The sequence below is a fragment of the Brevibacillus centrosporus genome (assembly GCF_046622605.1).
Classification (GTDB): domain Bacteria; phylum Bacillota; class Bacilli; order Brevibacillales; family Brevibacillaceae; genus Brevibacillus; species Brevibacillus centrosporus.
Window position 1 is genome coordinate 4,248,141 of the sequence record NZ_CP176856.1, and the last position, 18,503, is coordinate 4,266,643.

Below are 18,503 nucleotides of genomic sequence, written 5' to 3' on the forward strand. Positions count from 1 at the left end.
GCTGATTGAACCTGCTTTCTCGTCTATTGCTCCCGCTGCTTGTAGCCCGTCAAAAAAGACAGCATGACATGCACAGCTGTTTTGACGGTAGCTTCTCCCCGATCTTTAAATGGATCGAGGCAAACGAGATCCATCGCTTTCACTTTCTTGCATAAGCCTGCGGCATGGACCGCTTCAAAAAGCTCATCGCTTCTCATCCCGCCAGGAGTCGAAGCAGGAACACCTGGGCCATAGCTGATATCGAGCACATCCATATCTACGGTGAGATAGATCGTGTCGACCCTCTCACCGAGCTTGGCGAGTGCATCGCGTACCGTCTCGGCAACCCCTTTGGCCCGCGCCTGACGCAGAGTCGTATAGTGCACTCCTACTTCATCCGCATATGCTTTCAGCGAACGGGCGTTGAAAAATCCGTGCAGGCCGATATTGTGCACATCCTCCCCAGCCACGGTCCTACTTTCGATGAGGTTGCGAATGGGCGTACCGTTGGATGGACCATTATCCGCCAAGTCGCGCAGGTCAAAATGAGTGTCCAGCTGCAAGATGCCGACACGCTCTTTCGGGTGCGCGTCTTTGTAGCCTTTGATCAGCATCGCCGTTATCGAGTGATCTCCGCCCATCATCATCGGAAGTACGTGCGGATGATGAGTGCGCATCGCGTGCATGGCTTCCCGTATATGGCTGTGACACTTTGCGATGTCCGTCACGTGCTGGCGTACGTCTCCCACATCCACTACATGCAGCTCGCTCAAATCTACGTCGTGATCCAGATTGTAGGTAGTAAAATACTTCCATGCACGGCGCATGGCATCTGGATTTTCGCTGGCAGCTGATGCCGAGATGGACGAGCGTGACAGCGGCACACCCAAAAGAGCCACATCGACGTTCGACCAGTCAAACTCCCCTGCTCGCGCTGCATCCAGCGTTTGAATCCACTCATGTACTTTTGGCTCAGCCGGGGCAGCACTTCTGTCCCACGCAAAGCTGGGCGGCTTTAAGAGCGGGTACGGATAGCTCATCACACCAAAGCCCCTTCCGCCACGACCACAGCTCCCTTTTTGATCACGGTATGCACATGGTTCACGCCATACCGGTATTGCAGCGTCATGAAGTCAGGTACATCAAAGATCGTGATGTCCGCAAGCTTGCCTGCCTCGATGCTTCCAATCTCGTGGGCACGCTTGATAGCGTGGGCCGCATTGATCGTCGCGGCTGTCAGCACCTCTGCAGGTGTCATCCCCATCTTGAGGCAGCCCAGATTCATGATAAGCGGCATGGAGACGGTAGGCGACGAGCCCGGGTTGCAATCCGTTGAAATCGCGACCGCTACTCCCGCATCGATCATTTTGCGGCCATTCGCTGACTCCGCCATCAGGAAAAAGGCTGTCCCTGGCAATAGCACCGCGATGACGCCCGCTTCCGCCATTCGCTCGATGCCCGTGTCGGATGCACGCAGCAAGTGATCCGCTGACACCGCCCCAATCTCAGCCGCCAGCTCTGCTCCTTCATAAGGCTCGATCTCATCGGCATGGATCTTCGGCAAAAGCCCATGCTCTACCCCAGCCTCCAGGATTCGGCGCGACTGCTCGGGGGTGAAGACCCCTCGCTCGCAAAAGACATCGTTAAACACCGCGAGCTTTCGGCGTGCAACCTCTGGGATCATCTCTTGGATCACCACATCGACAAATGCATCTGGGTTATCCCGATATTTCTTTGGAACAGCGTGTGCTCCCATAAAAGTGCTGACCAGATCAACGGGATGTTCTTCGTCCAGCTGCTTGGCGACTTCCAACTGCTTGATTTCATCCTCGAGTGTCAAGCCATATCCGCTCTTCGCTTCCACTGTCGTTACACCGTGCAGCAGGAACAGATCCAGCCGCTTTTTGCTCTCCTGATACAGCTGTTCATGGGACGCTTTTTGTGTTGCAGCCGTTGTCGCGTGGATGCCTCCACCGTTGTTCATGATCTCCATGTAGGTAGCGCCGTTCAGCCGCATGTTGAATTCGTTTTCGCGTGTTCCCGCATGCACCAGATGCGTGTGCGGATCGATCAGACCAGGCGTGACAAGCCGCCCAGTGGCATCGATGATATCCGCTTCCTCCGAACGCGTGCGGTAGATCTTTTCCAGCTCTGCGTCCGTACCCACATTTGCGATTCTGCCGTTTTCCAGCCATACGCTGCCGTCCTCGATGATGGCAAGCTCATTCATCCCCTCTCCAACTACAGGAGAGGAAGAGCCGCCAGCTAGCGTAACAAGCTGACTGGCATGGCGAATCCATACAGGTCTATTCATCGATTATCACTCCCCCAGCATCGGGATGTGGATGCCTTTTTCTTTTGCCGTCTGGATCGCCAAATCGTAGCCTGCATCCACGTGACGGACGACCCCCATCCCTGGATCTGTCGTCAATACCCGCTCCAAACGCTTCGCAGCTTCCGGTGTCCCGTCTGCCACGATCACCATGCCCGCATGCAGCGAATAGCCCATGCCTACCCCGCCACCGTGATGGACGGATACCCAGCTTGCACCGCCTACTGCATTGATCATGGCGTTCAGGATCGGCCAGTCTGCTACTGCATCGCTGCCGTCCTTCATCGCTTCGGTTTCCCGATTGGGCGAAGCAACCGACCCCGAATCCAGATGGTCACGCCCGATGACGATCGGTGCACTCAGCTCGCCACGCGCCACCATGTCATTGATGATCTGTCCAAAACGCGCACGCTCTCCATAACCCAGCCAGCAAATACGCGAAGGCAGCCCTTGGAATTGGATGCGTTCCTGTGCCATGCGAATCCAGTTGCACAGATGCGTGTTATAAGAAAATTCGCGGAGAATGACTTCATCAGTTTTGTAAATATCTTCTGGGTCACCCGACAGCGCCACCCAACGGAAAGGACCCTTTCCTTCGCAAAATTGCGGGCGAATGTACGCAGGCACAAAGCCTGGAAAACGGAACGCTTCTTCTACTCCTTCGTTTTTGGCGACCTGGCGGATGTTGTTGCCGTAATCAAACGTGACCGCTCCTTTTTCCTGCATGACAAGCATGGCACGAACATGCTCGGCGATGCTCGCTTTTGCACGCGCTTCGTACGCCTTGGCATCGCTGGTTCGAAGCTCTGCCGCTTCCTCAAGGCTCATGCCGGTCGGAATATAGCCATTCAAAGGATCGTGGGAGGAAGTCTGATCCGTCAGAACATCCGGGATAAAATCACGCGCCAGCATAGCATTCAGCACATCCGGAGCATTGCCTAACAGACCGATGGAGATGCCTTTCTTCTCCTGTTTGGCTTGCAGTGCCAGGCGAATCGCTTCCTCCAGGCTCTCCGTCGATACATCGAGGTATTTGGTGTCCAGACGGCGCTGAATCCGTGTCGGGTCGATTTCAATATTGATGCTCACACCGCCATTCAAGGATACAGCGAGTGGCTGCGCGCCTCCCATACCTCCCAAGCCTGCCGTGACGGTAATGGTCCCTGCCAGTGTTCCCTCAAAGTGCTGACGAGCCAGCTCGGCAAACGTCTCATACGTGCCCTGCACGATGCCTTGGCTGCCGATGTAAATCCAGCTTCCTGCCGTCATTTGGCCGTACATCATCAGACCTTTTTTGTCGAGCTCATGGAAATGATCCCAGTTGGCCCAAGCAGGTACGAGGTTGGAGTTTGCCAGCAAGACACGCGGCGCGTCTGCATGCGACTTGAACACCGCAACCGGTTTTCCCGATTGGATCAACAGCGTCTCGTCACCCTCCAGTTTTCCCAATGTTTTGACAATTGCGCTGAAGCAATCCCAGTTACGCGCAGCTTTCCCAATGCCACCGTACACGACCAGATCCTCTGTCCGCTCGGCTACGTCCGGATTCAGGTTGTTCAAAAGCATGCGCAGAGCTGCTTCCTGTATCCATCCCTTTGTATGAAGCTTGGTACCGGAATAGTCTTGGATCAGTTGCTGAATCGTTTGGGTCTGTGTCATTGTCATCTCGTCCACCTGCTTTTCTCCAGATTCATTGCTTACCCTCAGTATAAAAAAGGAAATAAGCACAAAAAAGGCACCTGCCTTTCGAATTGGTGCCAGTTTTATCGATGGAAAAGGATCTATCGGGGTCACATCACCCCAAAAAACTTTCTTTTCTTTCGATTCCTATCATTTTTTTTGATTTCGCAACAAACGAGGGGTTGTCCCCGTTTTTTCCTTAAAAATTTTGCTGAAGTAATTCGCGTTGACAAATCCCGTTCGCATGGCAATTTCTTGTACAGACAAAGAGGTTTCGAGCAAAAGGCGCTGCGCTTCCTTCATTCGCAGGTTGTTCAGCAGCTGGCGAAAGGAGACCCCGTGCTTCTGGCTGAGCAGCGTGCTGAAATAGGCTGGGCTTCGATCCACATGGCGGGCCACATCCTCCAGACGCAGGGCCGGATCCGTGTAACGCCCCTCGATATAGCGGATGGCAAGCTCGATCAAATCCGCTCGCGATTCCTCCTTTTGCGTAAACACGGAATCGATCAACGAGTAGATGAACAGCAAAAGCTCCTGTACGATCCGATACAGAATCGGCGCGTACAAAATCGTCTCAAAGACACGGTGATACGCTTCCTCCACATTCCCGTGATCGAGGCCATTCGCCTTCATATACCGCCTTACCTGCGCGAGAATGCTGGTCAAACGGATGCGCAGAAGGCCAGGCTCGGGATAAGGCTCATCCTTGTAAAAAAACTGGCGGTACATCCATTGCTTCAGCTTTTCTTTGTCGCCATCCTGCAGCATTTCGATCCATGCCCTCTGTTCAGCCGGTGTCAGGAAAGGATCGATCATCGTCCAGCTGATGCGGTTGCGCACGACCGACACTTGGCGATACCCTCTGAAAAAACGGATGTGCAGCGCCTGGCTCGCCTCCAGATAGGTTTCGTTGACGAGCTGCTCCTGATCATCCGATTGGTAGAGCACGACCGACAGTGAATCATCGAAAGAAGCTTCCCAATCGCGTAGCAATCTTTTCCCTACCTGCTCCAGCTGCGATAAGGCGTCGCCGTCCTCCCAGGAAAAGATCCCTGCGATCGCATCATTTAACGGGAGTAAAATCGGCTGCTCCCGAAACGGATATGTGGACAAAAAGCGCAAAAGCTCCGGATGCCGCTGAGGGTTCTCCAGCTGCGCCAGCATGAGCGGATAGGACTTGCCTGGTTTCTTCAGCGGTAAGAACAAATCCCGATATGACACCTCCGCAAGTCTGCCCCCCTCTACGCCCCGCACGGGTAACGAAGACTGACTTTCCTTCTTTTCCATACAAAAGCGGGTGAGGACACGTCTGATCTTTTCCGGGGTCTGCGGTTTGAGCCACAGGTCCCGTGCGTTCAGCTCGATTCCTTGCATCGCCCGCTCGAAGGTCGCTTCTGCCGTCATGACGAGGACAAGTGGTCGATACTGGTCAACCAAAAGCTTGAGTGCCTCCCACTGTCCCCTTTCCATCATGTCCAATTCCAGGCAAAGCACGTCTGGTGTATGAGATTCGAGGCATTGAATCACTTCTGCCATCGTAGCTGCCGTGTAGACATGGTCATACGGAATCGCGCAGCTCGTGATGAGCCAGCCGATTCCGATCCGTTCGTTGGCATCGCGGTCAGCTATCAAAATGCTCGGCATGAAGTCCCCTCCTTTTCATTCACGGAAGATTTCGATGAAAAGAGCGATTCTTGGCTGTAGGAGAAAAGGTTGTCCGCAGCGGGACAACCTTCCTTACCTTACGTCTTTTATTGGTCAGCGAACGGATTTTCAATCATCGTCCCCATGACATGGTCAACTGGAATGAATCCAATCTCCCGTGAGTCCGTGCTATGGTTGCGGTTGTCACCCATCACGAAGATGTGATTGGCTGGCACCGTTACTTTACCGTCGGCAGCATAGTCCATCGTTTCTTTGATATAGGGCTCGTCCAAAGGCGTACCATTGCGATAGACCTTGTTATCCTTAAATTCCAGTACATCCCCTGGTTTGCCGATCACGCGCTTGACGTACATCGAGTGATCATCTCCCGTACCTAACAGCAAGCCTACCAGTGGATGCCCGGTCACATCATCTTTCCAGGAACGGCTTCTATCTACACGGCTATCAATCACAACAATATCGCCGTAGTTGGGCAAATAGTTAAACGTATGGGCAAGTTTACTCACATATATACGCTGTTGGTCTTGCAAGGTCGGATCCATGGAATGACCGTCTACTTTATACGGCTGAAACACAAAGATTCCGAGGACCAAAGCAAAGACGACAGCAAAGCCAATGGAACGAATCCATCCTACGATCTCTCTTATTTTCATGTGTCTATCCTCCCTCCAGTATGAAAAATCGTTGCTTAAGACATGATACCACAAAATGATCGCCAGTCCAAAAAGGCTGGCTTTCGCGCAGCCAACCTCGTCTTCTCATGCGATTATTCTCCACTTAAATGATGCTCTTTGATTTTCCGAAAAAGCGTCGCTCGGCTAATTCCTAACAGCTGCGCAGCGGCGTCTTTGCCCTGATTGGCTTTGGAGGCGGCCTGCAAGGCTTGGGAGATCGCGATCTTCTCCCTTTTCTTCAGATTGAGCGAATCCAGCGGCGCCTCTTCCTCCACTTTCTCCCGCCACTCGCTCTCCCTTTTGGCTGGCAGCAGGATGCGCTCCGGTTGTATCCACGTGCAGTTTTCCATATTGACGGCGTACTCGACTACATTGGCCAGCTCACGCACATTGCCAGGCCAGTCATGATGAAACAGCAAAGCTTGAGCCTCTTGGCTAAAACCAAAGAGCTCTTTGCCCAGCCTTGCCCCATAGGTTCGCAAAAAACCGTTCGCCAGCGTCAAAATATCCTCCCGGCGTTCTCGCAGCGAAGGAAGGTGGATCGGGATCACACGCAATCGATAGTACAAATCCGTCCGAAAATCTCCCGTAGCGACCATCTGTTCCAAGTCGTGGTGAGTCGCGGCGATGATTCTCACATCGACATCGATCGGCTGGCCCGCCCCACCTACCCGGACAATTTGCTTTTCCTGCAGGACGCGAAGCAGCTTGACCTGCAAATAAACAGGCATGTCCCCGATTTCGTCCAGAAACAGAGTGCCTTTGTCAGCGATCTCAAACAAACCGCGCTTTCCACCTTTTCGCGCTCCTGTAAACGCACCATCCTCATAGCCAAACAGCTCGCTCTCCAGGAGCTGCTCGGGTATGGCCGCACAGTTGATGGAGACAAACGGACGAGTACTGCGTTTTCCCGCTTGATGAATCGCCTTGGCGAACAGCTCTTTTCCCGTCCCGCTCTCTCCCTGGAGCAAAACCGTCGAATCGCCCGTTGCTACACGCATCGCTACTTCTTTTGCCTGCGTCATTAATGGGCTTGTCCCAACAATGCCACGGAAGGCTTTTTCCTGGCTTAAGCCCTCAATTTGTCTGGCAATGGCTACTACTTCTTCTACATCATCTAGGATGATCACCCATTCTCGTGTCGTTCCTGCAAGCTGTATCGGCTTGATGGAAAAGAGAAACGCCTTATCGGATCCGCCAACTTGCAGGACAACCTTCTGGGGAGTTTTCCCTGACTCCGAAGCCTCCCGAATGGCCGCAATCCATCGCTCTTCCTGCTCGAGATTTCTCATCGCAGGCGGCAAGGCAGGGTCTGGCATTTCCAGAAATTGACGCGCTCGCTGATTCATCTCGACGATGCGATTGGCCTGATCCACGGTCAGCATCGCCTTGTCCAGGTCATCCATGACCACTCGCAGCTTTTCCAGCATCAGCTGCTGCTCCACGTACATCAGATGCTCCTTGAGCTTGGTGGCAATCAGCTCTGCCATCTTTTGCAAAAAGCGCAGAATGGAGTCGACATCGGCAAACAGACGCGCTCGCTGATCCTCATCAAATGCGAGCAGCCCGATCACACCGACATGCTTGCCTTCGAGCGTAATCGGACAACAGATTTCACCGGTCTCTACACAATTGCCGTAATGGGCGCACGGACGACATTTTTCATCTGCCCCCGGATTCATAATAATGACAGGCTGTCCATCGAACAGGGAAGACCGATACACATGATCCTCTCCTGCCATCGTGTGCAGGATTCCAGCTTCCGTACGTCCCGTTCCCGCAATCCGCAGCAAGCGGTGATCTGCTATCTCCACTTCCACCCGCAATACCGAAGCTACCGCCAAAGCGATCTGCTGCACACTTTCCTGGATTTCATGCAAGGGCATCCGGATTCCCCTCTCCCTCATGCTTCTTCCTCCATTATATCGAGATCGCCGGGGGAACCCAGTGTTTTAACGGCAAAATTCACAAATCGTTTCGGCCAAAATAGCTGCCATGTCTACGAGGCTTTCCGTCTCTACGTATTCGATCGCTCCGTGCAGACCTGCCCCGGTCGGACCGAACAATACGGTAGGAATGCCTGCCTCCTGTATCAGTGCTGCATCGGTCCAGCCAGAAAAGCCGGATATCCGCGGAACGCGTCCCAGACGGTTGCGGCACGCGACTTCCAGTGTAAGAAAGATCGGCTCTTCGATAGATACCTCATACGGATCACGCCAGAAAAACAGCTCCGCACTCGCCCGAAAGCTCTCGTCTTCGTCATGCAGCTTCTGCAAAATGGCAGCAACCTCTTTTTCCACGTCCTGCTTGGATTCACCCGGGATCGTCCGGCGTTCCCAATCCAGGCGGCAATAGTCCGGATAGGTAGACAATTCCGTCCCCCCGTTGATGAGCGAAGCATGCACGGATGGAGAGCCTAGAATCGGATGGTGTTTATTCATCAGCTGCTTCGAGAGCTTATCGATTTCCTGCAGGACTCTCCCGGCGTGCACGATCGCGTCTACTCCTTCTTTCGGACGGCTGCCGTGCGCGGATTTCCCTCGAACCTCACAGCTGATCCAGGCGAATCCTTTATGTACGACACCAATATCCAGATCCGATGGCTCACATACGATGGCGGCGTCTGCGCGGTATTCTTTGACCAGCTCTTCTGTGCCGATGCTCTTGTATTCCTCATCGGCCACAAACGTGAGGATGACATCGCCGGCCAATCGCACACCTGCTTTTTGGATCGCCTCGACGGCAGCGATCATCGCACCCAGGCTCCCCTTCATATCTTGGCTGCCACGACCGAAAATTTTCCCATCCTCATGTACGGGCTCAAAGGGAGGAATATCCATTCGTTTCGCACTCACCGTATCCATATGACCATTTAGCAGAAGGGACTTGCCCCCGCCGGTTCCGCGCAGTATCCCAATCACATTGCAGGCTGTTTCGTTAATAGGAACCAGTCTGACCTCCAGCCCCATCTCCACCAGCTTCGCCTGCAAATAGGCTGCCATCTCCCGTTCTCCCGGCCCATCCGCATCCAAGTATGGATTGACGGAATCGATCCGAATGAGATCCTGTACCCATGCAATTAACTCGTCTCGCTCAATGTGCAGCTTCATCTTTTTCTCCTCCCCTATATGTAACGGATGCTAAACACTTGGCGAAGCCCCTTCCCAGACGATACGCCGATACTGCTCCTGATCGGTGTCTCCCTCCGTGCTAAAGCAGAGAATGACGGAATCCTCGTTGATCCCAAGCAGTTTTTGCAGCCATCTCCCTTCTTCCTTTTGCATGATCGTCGAGAGTAGTCCCACACCAACAGCTCCACTTTCGCCACTCACGATCTTTGGATCTGAGCCGGCAGGAGCCGCCAGCATGCGCATTCCCGTAGCTGCTACGTGATCGGGACAGCTCACGAAGGCATCCGCGTAATCACGCAGGATTTCCCACGCCAGCGGATTGGGCTCTCCGCATGCTAGACCCGCCATGATCGTCTTCAAGTCACCCGTAGCTGCCTGTGCCTCCCGCTCTCCGCTTTTGGCTGACAGGTACATACAGTTGGCGTTGTGCGGTTCCACGATGATCGTGACGGGATATTCAGGTGCCAGCTGATCAGCCAAATACCCCAAAACCGCTGCCGCCATCGAACCTACTCCTGCCTGCAAAAACACATGCGTTGGTCTTTTCCCAGGCAGTGAATCTGAAAGCTGCCGAATCGCTTCCGCGGCCATCGTCGTATAGCCTTGCATGATCCAGGACGGGATCGTCGTATACCCATCCCATGCCGTATCCTGAATGACTTGCCAACCTCTTTCCCGTGCCACCTTTTCCGAAAGCCGAACCGCTTCGTCATAGTTCCCGTTGATGACATGGGCATCCGCCCCCGTTTCTCGAATAGCTGCGACCCGTTGTGGTGAGGAACCCTTTGGCAAATAGACCACAGCTTGCTGACCTAGCTGTGCGGCAGCCCACGCAACGGCCCGACCGTGATTTCCGTCTGTCGCGGTCACGAACGTCACGGCCCCGATCTGGCGTCTCACTTCCTCGGAGCGCAGCATGTCAAAGTTTACTTCCTCCATGGACCGCCCCAGCCTCTCGCATAAATAGCTGCCCATCGCGTACGCAGCCCCCAGCACTTTAAAAGCATTCAGACCGAAGCGATAGGACTCGTCTTTCACTAGCAAGTGCCCGACGCCGAGCTCACGTGCCAGCGTCGGCAGGCTGACCAACGGTGTCTCCTGATACTGGGCAAACGATTGGTGAAACGCGTGTGCACGCTGACACGCAGCCGAAGAGAGGAAAGCAGGCAGACTTTTTGTGCTTCCTGCCGCCTGCCTTCCTGGAACTACGGCGAGAATGGAACGTTCCTTTTGCATGGGATGAATCTCCTCCTCGTGATTGCTGATTCATTCTTTTGTAGCAAGGATCATGCCATAACCTGCCGCGCCAGTGAAGCGGGTGAGGCGTACCTTTTCATCTCAATTCGAGACTATCATCGTCTCAAAACGATACACACATCTCACTTTGAGACGAAGGGAAACCGAGGTACCTAGCGAAATTGGTACTATTCCAGTTTGTTCGTAACGTATACCATCCTTTTAGGTGTCTAACACCTAGTACATGACATGGTGGGATTTTCTATGAAGCTCTTGTTCTTGTTGTTCGGACCGACATGCATGCTGTTTCTCGGATTGCAAATCGGCAGCAGTGTCCCTCTCGCTTTTCTTCTCTTTTACGGGTGGCTGGCTCTCATTCCGTTGTATCATTTGTTCCTGCGCCGGGAAGAGAAGCTGCAGGAATCTTTGCAGCAGCTTGGCTTTGCTTTCAACCGAAAGAACGTCGTCGTCGGGACGGCTACAGGTATTCTTTCTTTCCTTCTGATCCTCTTGAGCGGCTACGTCTTTTCATCCACTTTGTTCGACCCAACCGCTCTCGCTTCCTTGCTTACCAGATGGCAGTTCACTGGCGATCTCACGGGCTGGCTCATCGCCATTCTGATCTTGATCAACCCTATTTTGGAGGAAGTATACTGGCGAGGCTATTTGCTGCTTAAGCTGTCGAGTGGCAGGAAGACCAGCTACGCTATTTTTTGGACTTCCCTTTTTTACAGCCTGTATCATCTGCTATCCGTCATTCCTCTGTTCAGCGCGCCATACAACGTCATGATGATCATCCCCGTTTTCGCCGCCGGACTCATTTGGGGGTATTTACGGACCAGACAAGGCTCCCTTATTGGCTCGATCATCAGTCATATGCTCGCAGATACGGGGATTATGACTGTCTACCTCTTGTTTTTATCGTAAGAATGTGCAAATCTCCTTTTAAAACAGGGTGATTGTTCGTTATAATGAATAATAGAAAGAATCACTTCTATCCAAGGGGGTCATCCATGTTTGCCCGGCAACGGCTTGTCCTGTGGTTTCTGTTTATTTGCTTGCTCGCGCTCCTGTACGAAATTGTGAAAGAACGGCTGAATCACTATGAAAGCCAATGGGTACTAGCTTGGAGCGACGAGTTCGATGGAACGACAGTCGACCACTCCAAATGGAATGTTCTCGACACAGCTGCTCCCCGCAACAACGAGCTTGAATACTACACCCCGGAAGCCGTGTCGGTAAAAGATGGATATCTGCGCATTCGCACAGATAAACGGAGCTATAAAGGGATGGATTATACGTCCGGTGCGCTTCAAACAAGATTCAAGTACGATTTTCTGTATGGAAAAGTAGAGATCCATGCACGTTTGCCGAAAGGGCAAGGAATCTGGCCCGCGCACTGGATGCCCCCGAGCGACCACGCCTCCCCCTATGAGATCGACATCATGGAAATGCTCGGACACGAGCCGAACAAAATCTATTTGACCCATCACTGGCTGGGCTGGATTCCCCAGCAGTACACAGGTACATACGTAGGTCCGGATTACTCGAAGGCTTTTCATACCTTTACCGTCGAGTGGGAGCCTGGGAAAATTACTTGGTACATCGATGGGGTCGAACGCTTCTCCTCTACCTCACACGTACAAGAAACCCCAGCCTATTTATATGTGAATACAGCCGTAGGAGGCAACTGGCCCGGATCACCCGATGAAACGACTGTCTTTCCTCAATTCCATGACATTGATTATGTGCGCGTCTATCAAAAGCAAAAAGTTGACTGGAAGTTCTGGTAGTCCTATAATAGCCTTAAAATGTTCTTTATATAGAACAACAAGAATATCTTCTTCTATTAGGAGCTGTTGACTGAATGAAGATCATCATAAATGCGGATGATTTCGGCATGTCCTCTACAACGGACGATGCAATCCTCCAGACTTTTTCAATCGGTGCACTGACTTCTACTACCATCGTCGCAAACGGCTCCACTTTTGAAGCGGCCTGCCAGCGTGCACACGAGGAACGGCTGCAGAATCAAGTGGGGCTGCATATCAATTTGAATGACGGGCTGCCTTTGACCAATGCAATCCGCAAAAGCCCGCGTTTTTGCGATGAACACGGCTTTTTCAGACCGCGAACGCGCTCCCTCCCTCGCCTGTTTCTTCCTTTGTCCGCAGATGATAAAAAAGCGCTCGCCACCGAGATTCGCGCACAAATTCACCGCTGTCGTCAACATGGCTTGCCACTTTCACATGCCGACTCCCACAACCACGTCCACACAGAAATCATCGTTGGCACTTTGATCATGGATGTCCTCAAAGAAGAAAGCATTCCCTTCCTGCGCTTGACTCGCAATATTGGTTCGGATATGTCTACTGCCAAGAAAGTATACAAGTACCTGTACAACAGCCTCCTCTCCTCAAAGGGTCTGCGTGGAGTCAACTATTTTGGAGAATTCGAGGATATGATTGCGATCTACCGCAACGGTGGACCCAAGCTGGGTTCAGTTGAAATCATGTGCCACCCGATCGATACGAAAAACGGCCAAATCAACGATCTATGTGGCGCCTCGATCACCCAGCAGTTTCAGGAGCTCGCCGCATTGATCCCTGAAATGGAACTGACAACCTACGGCCAAACGAAGCTAGCCGGTTAGCCGAGAACGAGAAAGAAGGGGCGAGATCCTAGTGATCCTCGCCCCTTGTTCCTTCTATACGCTTGCTACCGCCAGACTGTTTTCCTGCTGTTTCCCCTGCCCCTCTCTCACGTCTTTGCCTTCCAGAAGCCGCATGAACAAGGCAATCGTCACCATGTTCCCGAGATGCGTGTCCAGAATCTCACTCATATGCAGCTTGTCGTCCAAGATCCCTTCCTGTTTCAGTAGAGCTATCGCTTCCTGCGTCACCCGCATGCTGCGAATTGTCTTGAACAGCTCGGGATGCTCCGGACTTTCCTGCAGGTACGTTTTATGGAAAAGCTTGCGGCCCAGCACTTTCGTCGCCCGTCTCGTCCGGTTGCGGATGTATTTGACCATATCCTTCAGAATCTCCGTCTTTTCAAACGAAACCGATATCCCGCCCTCTGCCGTGCGGATTTTGGCAACTGGCGCATTCAGCTGCGTAATCATTTTGCGGTGGTACTGGTTGAAAAAGCGCTCCCGGCGTTTCAAATGAAAGCCGTATCGCACCAGATCGTACTCCAAAAACGGAGAGTAACAGCCAAACAGATGACTCGCTGCGGAGATGAACGTACTCGCCACCGTTTTCATCCGGAAATGATAGTAGATGCTGTCATAGGTTTTCGTGTTCATATCCAAAAGATAGGGTTCGAGCTTCTGAACCACTAGATCCTCGAAGCCGTCGTTTAACGCCTTGTATTCCCCGGCAAAATACGTGCTCTTGCACTTGATCTGCAGCATCCTCATCCGCAAAAAGCGGCGAATGTTCGATTTCTTGCGGGCATAGAAGGGAAAGTCCTGCACCCACATGTTCTCTTTGAAAAACTCCCCCCCAATCCCCGAAATGACGAGATCGATCCCCCGCTGTTCTCGGCTCTGGTGGTGAGGCAGGGTGCGGTAGTGCTTGAAAAGATCGTTCATCCCATCACACCAGGCAAACAGCTCGGGCACCCTCTGTTCCAGGCGATCAACACACGGCTCCGAAACATAGAGCTCGTGCTTTAGCGCGCTGGCGACTTGCTTGGGCACCTCGACATCCTGGATTCCATTCCTGCCTGTGATCGCTGCCTCGAAGGGTACGCCATGATGATCAAGCAGCACACACACAAGCCTGGAGTCCACACCTCCTGTTAAATCCGCACTCACTTTCAAATGGTGGACCGATTTGCTGAACAACCGGAAAAATTCCATCACATCCACTTTCGGGCACGCATCGTCCAGTTTTTCCAATTCCTTGGATAGGATTGTTTTTTTATGATTGCAAAGGACAATAATCTCATTACAGTCGATCTTGAAAATGCCATCGACGAGCGTGCGGTTGTGATAAATGTTTCCAAAGTTCAGGAATTCGATAATGGATTCCTTTGATACGCGTTCCTTGCCATACCCACTCTTTTTCGCTAATGCGAGAAAGGACGTGGAAACGATCGCTTCCATGTGAAACGCTTCGAATGCGCCACTGTTGTCGATGAATGCGTAGTACATATCTGCTTGCTTGTCGTACACCGTCATAAAGAAGTGGCCTTTTAACAGCTTGGCAGCAGCGACCATCCCACTCATGCGAAGCTCTTCCAGAAATGCCATGACGGACTCGACTCCCGCCGCTACTCCCAAAATAAAGACAAAGCCCTTCCAGCCCACCTTATAGTTGGCATCCTCCCAAACCTGTTCCTTGGACTGGAATTCTGTAATACCCTCACTCGTGATCAGCATGCACCATCACCCTGTCCTATCGAAGAATTCATAACGAGTGGAAAAGAATCGACATCTGGCTAACTCCCGGAGGTGCTCATTTGATGCCCATTCGATTCTGCTTTCTTGTTATCTAGGTAAAAAATTAGCGTTGCCAGCGAAATCAAATTGCCCAAATGCTGATTGTGTATCCGATCGATCGTCAAATCAGGATGCAGGATCAGAAGTTCCTTGAGCAGCTTCAATGATTCCTGGGTATGCCCCAGCTGCCTTATCGTCGTGAACAGCTCGGGATGCTCCGGACTATCTGACGAGTAGCTTTTCTTGAGCACCTTTCTTGCCAGCAGCTTCATCAGCCGTTTGGAATAGCTCACCGCGTATTTTCGTACGTCCTTTGCCACCTCCAACCGTTGGGTAGAGACTGAAATACCGCCTTCGGATGTCCGAATTTTTGACACCGCGGGATTCAGCGTCGTGATGATTTTTCGGTGAAACCGGTTGAATATCCGCTCCCTTCTCTCCAGTTGAAATCCATAACGAACGAGATCCTCGTCAAGCAGCGGCGCATAGGTCGGCAGCACGTGATTGGCCGCCGTCAAATACTTGCCCGCGATGGACTTCATCCGGTAGTGGTAATAAATGTTGTCATAGGTCTTGGAGTTGGTCTCCAGTACATAGGGAGCGAGCTCAACCAACATTCGCTCGCTGAGGGATTGCGCAAGCGGCACGTATGCGTCATGAAAATAGTGCAGACCACATGAGATCGGAAGGAATCGCGAGTGGAAAAGGCGGCTCAAGTTTGCCTTTTTCATACTGTAAAAGGGGAAATCCTGCAGCCAGAAAAAGTCCTTGAACAATTCCCCTCCGACCCCCGTAATCGCCATGCTCATTCCACGCTGGAGGCGATTGCGGTTATGCTGCAGCGTTCGATAATGGCGCAGACAATCATGCAAGCCATCACTGATCCGAAACAGCTCATCGATGTCCTCCTCCAGATTGTTTACCAGAGGAGTCGTCACATGGAGCGAGACGCCAAACAAATCGGCCACTTCTTTGGGGATATCCACGTCCGAAATGCCCTCCCTGCCGGAGATGGTCGCCTCGAATTCGACTCCATAATAATGAAGCAGAACGCTGATCAGCCTGGAGTCGATCCCGCCTGACAGATCCACGCTCACCTTCTGATTGCGAAGTGACCGTGATAATTGCTGAAAAAAATCATGAAAATCCATAACCGGTTGTGACACATCATAGATGGGGGCGAGCTTTTTTCGTTTTACTTTCACATGGCGCCGATCAAACAGGAGTAGCTCGCCGCTGTCAATCTTGCGGATCGAATCAAAAAACGTCTTATTTTCAAACAAGTGACCAAAATTAAGAAACTCAATGATCGCCTGCCTGTTCATCGAAGCAATGTTCAGGTTTTTATGGGCAGCTAGCGTGAGAAAGGAACTAGATATGGCATCCTCTGTATAAAAGGCATCATGACAGCCGCTCGAATCGACGAAGCAGTAAAAATGTTGGAGTGGCTTCAGCTTCACGATCATCATATAGCTGCCTTTCAAATGCAGGACGTCCTGATCCAAGGTGGCCTCGGTGAAGAACGTCGCAAAGTGCCGGACGGATGGCAGCCCCGCCAACATCCCTTGTACATATACAAAGCCCTTCCAGTAAATGACGGCCTTGTCGTTCTCCCAACGGTGAAAACCGGAAACGTCTGTCGATATCCCTTCACGTGTAAGTAACAAGTGCCACTCCTCCAATTGCTTTTTCCGTTTCTTCTCTCTACGTGCCGTGACGCTGTTCTTTGGTAGAATAAAGGAACTTCATGAAAAGAGATAAGGATAAGAAATGACTGAGATGGGCGTCGTGAATGTCTTGCAGTTGAACCTTTGCTTGCAAGATTTTTTCCTCTTTTAACAGCTCTACCGCCTCTCTGGCTAACCGTGATTCCCGGATTCGCGTGGAGAACTCGGGATGATCCGCTGGCTGCCTAGTATACGAACCGTGAAAGAGCCGTCTTTCGATGACTTTCATCAGTCGTGTGCCTTTGTCCCACACGTATTTTTGGATGTCTTTGCCGACCTCCCACTTGTCCGAAGATACGGAAATTCCGCCCTCTGAGGTTCGAATCTTCGCAATGTCCGGGTTGACCTTTGAAATCGTTTTGCGATGGAAGGTGTTAAAAAAACGCTCCCTTCGCTTCAGATGGAAGCCAAACTGTACAAAATCAGGCTCGACCATGGGCGCGTAGCTGGGCAGCACCCGGTTGGCTGCGGTGATAAAGCCGCCGCCTATGACGGGGAATTCGTAGTGGTAGTAGATGTTGTCGTACGTCTTCGTGTTGGTGTCCAGTTCAAAGCGGGTCAACGTATGAAGCGTCCCATTTTGCAGCGTTTGGTTTGCGGAAACATACTCACCGGTAAAGTAGTCGTTTTTGCAAGGAATCGGCAGCATAAACATGTGAAACATCCGATCGAGCCTGGCCGTTTTACTCGTATAAAACGGGAAGTCCTGCAGCCATAATTCGTCTTTCAAAAATTCCCCGCCAATCCCGCTCAAGGCGAGCTCGATGCCTCTTTTCACCCGATTTTGATTATGCTGGTACGAGCGGTAATGCTTGAAGACATCACTCAAGCCGTCGCTGACACGGAAAACCTCTGGTATGCTGTCCTCCAGGTTATCGATGGTGGGGCGTGTCACATGTAGCGTGGTGCCCATGGCGGCGGCCACTTCTTTAGCAATCTCGACATCCTCCATCCCGTCCATCCCGGAAACCGTTGTCTCGAAAGGCACGCCAAAGTAATCCAGAAGGACCGCGATCAGCCGAGAATCTACCCCACCCGTGAGGTCCACGCTCAGCCGGTAATCTTTGATAGACGCTGCCATCTTTTCAAAAAAGGGAAGGTAGTGAAAATCACCGTTTCCCGCATCGATCGGAGCCAAATTTTTGGAGTGAACACTCTTTCCGTTAGGTCCAAAACGGATGATCTGGTTACGATCAATCCGGGAAATGCCCTCGACTAGCGTTTTGTTGGCAAATACGTTTCCAAAGTTGACGAACTCCAGGACGGACTCTCGGTCCAGACTAGAAGCGGTCAAACCGTGATAGGAGACCATCTCCAAGAAAGAAGTGGCCGCAGCTGTTTTGGATTGAAAGGCAGTGAATCCGCCATTATTATCGGTAAAGCAGGTGTACTTGTGCGTCTGTTTTTCCTTTACGACCATAAAAAAATGCCCTCGCAGCTCCATCAGTGCACGATCCATTCCCCTTAAGGCGATCAAGCGGGCAAACTCCCGTACCGATGCCGCACCGGGCGGGATTCCCAGCAAGTAGAGAAAACCTCTCCACCGGAAGAGATATTCCGGATTTTCCCACGCTTGCAGGTCACCCGCTAAACTCCTCAGTCCTTTCGCTGTTAACAGCAACACCAGCTTCC

The 18,503-nt window shown here is 52.1% G+C and carries 14 protein-coding genes; 3 read left to right on the top strand and 11 right to left on the bottom strand.

Features of this window, described 5'->3' with window-relative positions:
* Positions 1 to 23: 23 nt before the first annotated feature.
* From ACLIN2_RS21520 to dpaL, 8 genes are all read right to left on the bottom strand, one after another.
* Positions 24 to 1,019, bottom strand: a complete 996-nt coding sequence (locus tag ACLIN2_RS21520; RefSeq protein ID WP_411502073.1) for an agmatinase family protein — start codon at positions 1,017 to 1,019, stop codon at positions 24 to 26.
* On the bottom strand, positions 1,019 to 2,293 hold the full coding sequence (gene hutI / locus ACLIN2_RS21525; RefSeq protein WP_411502074.1) for an imidazolonepropionase: 1,275 nt from the start codon (positions 2,291 to 2,293) through the stop codon (positions 1,019 to 1,021). The genes ACLIN2_RS21520 and hutI overlap by 1 nt, the downstream gene beginning before the upstream one ends.
* A gap of 6 nt (positions 2,294 to 2,299) precedes the next feature.
* On the bottom strand, positions 2,300 to 3,970 hold the full coding sequence (gene hutU, locus ACLIN2_RS21530) for a urocanate hydratase (RefSeq protein WP_411504576.1): 1,671 nt from the start codon (positions 3,968 to 3,970) through the stop codon (positions 2,300 to 2,302).
* Between the two features lie 171 nt (positions 3,971 to 4,141).
* Positions 4,142 to 5,635 (bottom strand): helix-turn-helix domain-containing protein, encoded by a 1,494-nt coding sequence (locus ACLIN2_RS21535; RefSeq protein WP_411502075.1) that lies wholly within the window; start codon positions 5,633 to 5,635, stop codon positions 4,142 to 4,144.
* Between the two features lie 107 nt (positions 5,636 to 5,742).
* Entirely contained in the window at positions 5,743 to 6,303 is a 561-nt protein-coding gene (lepB, locus tag ACLIN2_RS21540) for a signal peptidase I (protein ID WP_122960707.1), read from the bottom strand.
* A gap of 119 nt (positions 6,304 to 6,422) precedes the next feature.
* Complete coding sequence (locus tag ACLIN2_RS21545; RefSeq protein ID WP_411504577.1) at positions 6,423 to 8,216, bottom strand: sigma-54-dependent Fis family transcriptional regulator; 1,794 nt, start codon at positions 8,214 to 8,216, stop codon at positions 6,423 to 6,425.
* Between the two features lie 66 nt (positions 8,217 to 8,282).
* On the bottom strand, positions 8,283 to 9,440 hold the full coding sequence (locus tag ACLIN2_RS21550) for an ArgE/DapE family deacylase (protein WP_327932490.1): 1,158 nt from the start codon (positions 9,438 to 9,440) through the stop codon (positions 8,283 to 8,285).
* 30 nt (positions 9,441 to 9,470) lie between these two features.
* Complete coding sequence (gene dpaL / locus ACLIN2_RS21555) at positions 9,471 to 10,697, bottom strand: diaminopropionate ammonia-lyase (RefSeq protein ID WP_411502076.1); 1,227 nt, start codon at positions 10,695 to 10,697, stop codon at positions 9,471 to 9,473.
* Positions 10,698 to 10,961: 264 nt separating this feature from the next.
* Between dpaL and ACLIN2_RS21560 the strand changes: the two genes are divergently transcribed.
* From ACLIN2_RS21560 to ACLIN2_RS21570, 3 genes are all read left to right on the top strand, one after another.
* A complete protein-coding gene (locus ACLIN2_RS21560) occupies positions 10,962 to 11,624 on the top strand; it encodes a CPBP family intramembrane glutamic endopeptidase (protein ID WP_411502077.1) in 663 nt (220 codons plus the stop codon).
* Positions 11,625 to 11,710: 86 nt separating this feature from the next.
* The gene (locus ACLIN2_RS21565) at positions 11,711 to 12,490 is read left to right on the top strand and encodes a glycoside hydrolase family 16 protein (RefSeq protein WP_170184409.1); all 780 of its coding nucleotides are present in this window, start codon (positions 11,711 to 11,713) and stop codon (positions 12,488 to 12,490) included.
* A gap of 74 nt (positions 12,491 to 12,564) precedes the next feature.
* Positions 12,565 to 13,350: a carbohydrate deacetylase gene (locus tag ACLIN2_RS21570; protein ID WP_411502078.1), complete on the top strand. Its 786-nt coding sequence runs from the start codon at positions 12,565 to 12,567 to the stop codon at positions 13,348 to 13,350.
* 54 nt (positions 13,351 to 13,404) lie between these two features.
* Here the strand turns inward: ACLIN2_RS21570 and ACLIN2_RS21575 are convergent, their stop codons facing one another.
* From ACLIN2_RS21575 to ACLIN2_RS21585, 3 genes are read right to left on the bottom strand one after another with little or no spacing between them, the layout of a single operon-like run.
* Positions 13,405 to 15,084: an asparagine synthase-related protein gene (locus ACLIN2_RS21575; protein WP_411502079.1), complete on the bottom strand. Its 1,680-nt coding sequence runs from the start codon at positions 15,082 to 15,084 to the stop codon at positions 13,405 to 13,407.
* A gap of 59 nt (positions 15,085 to 15,143) precedes the next feature.
* Entirely contained in the window at positions 15,144 to 16,811 is a 1,668-nt protein-coding gene (locus tag ACLIN2_RS21580) for an asparagine synthase-related protein (protein ID WP_411502080.1), read from the bottom strand.
* A 37-nt stretch (positions 16,812 to 16,848) separates the two neighbouring features.
* Positions 16,849 to 18,495 (bottom strand): asparagine synthase-related protein, encoded by a 1,647-nt coding sequence (locus ACLIN2_RS21585; RefSeq protein ID WP_411502081.1) that lies wholly within the window; start codon positions 18,493 to 18,495, stop codon positions 16,849 to 16,851.
* Between the last annotated feature and the right edge of the window lie 8 nt (positions 18,496 to 18,503).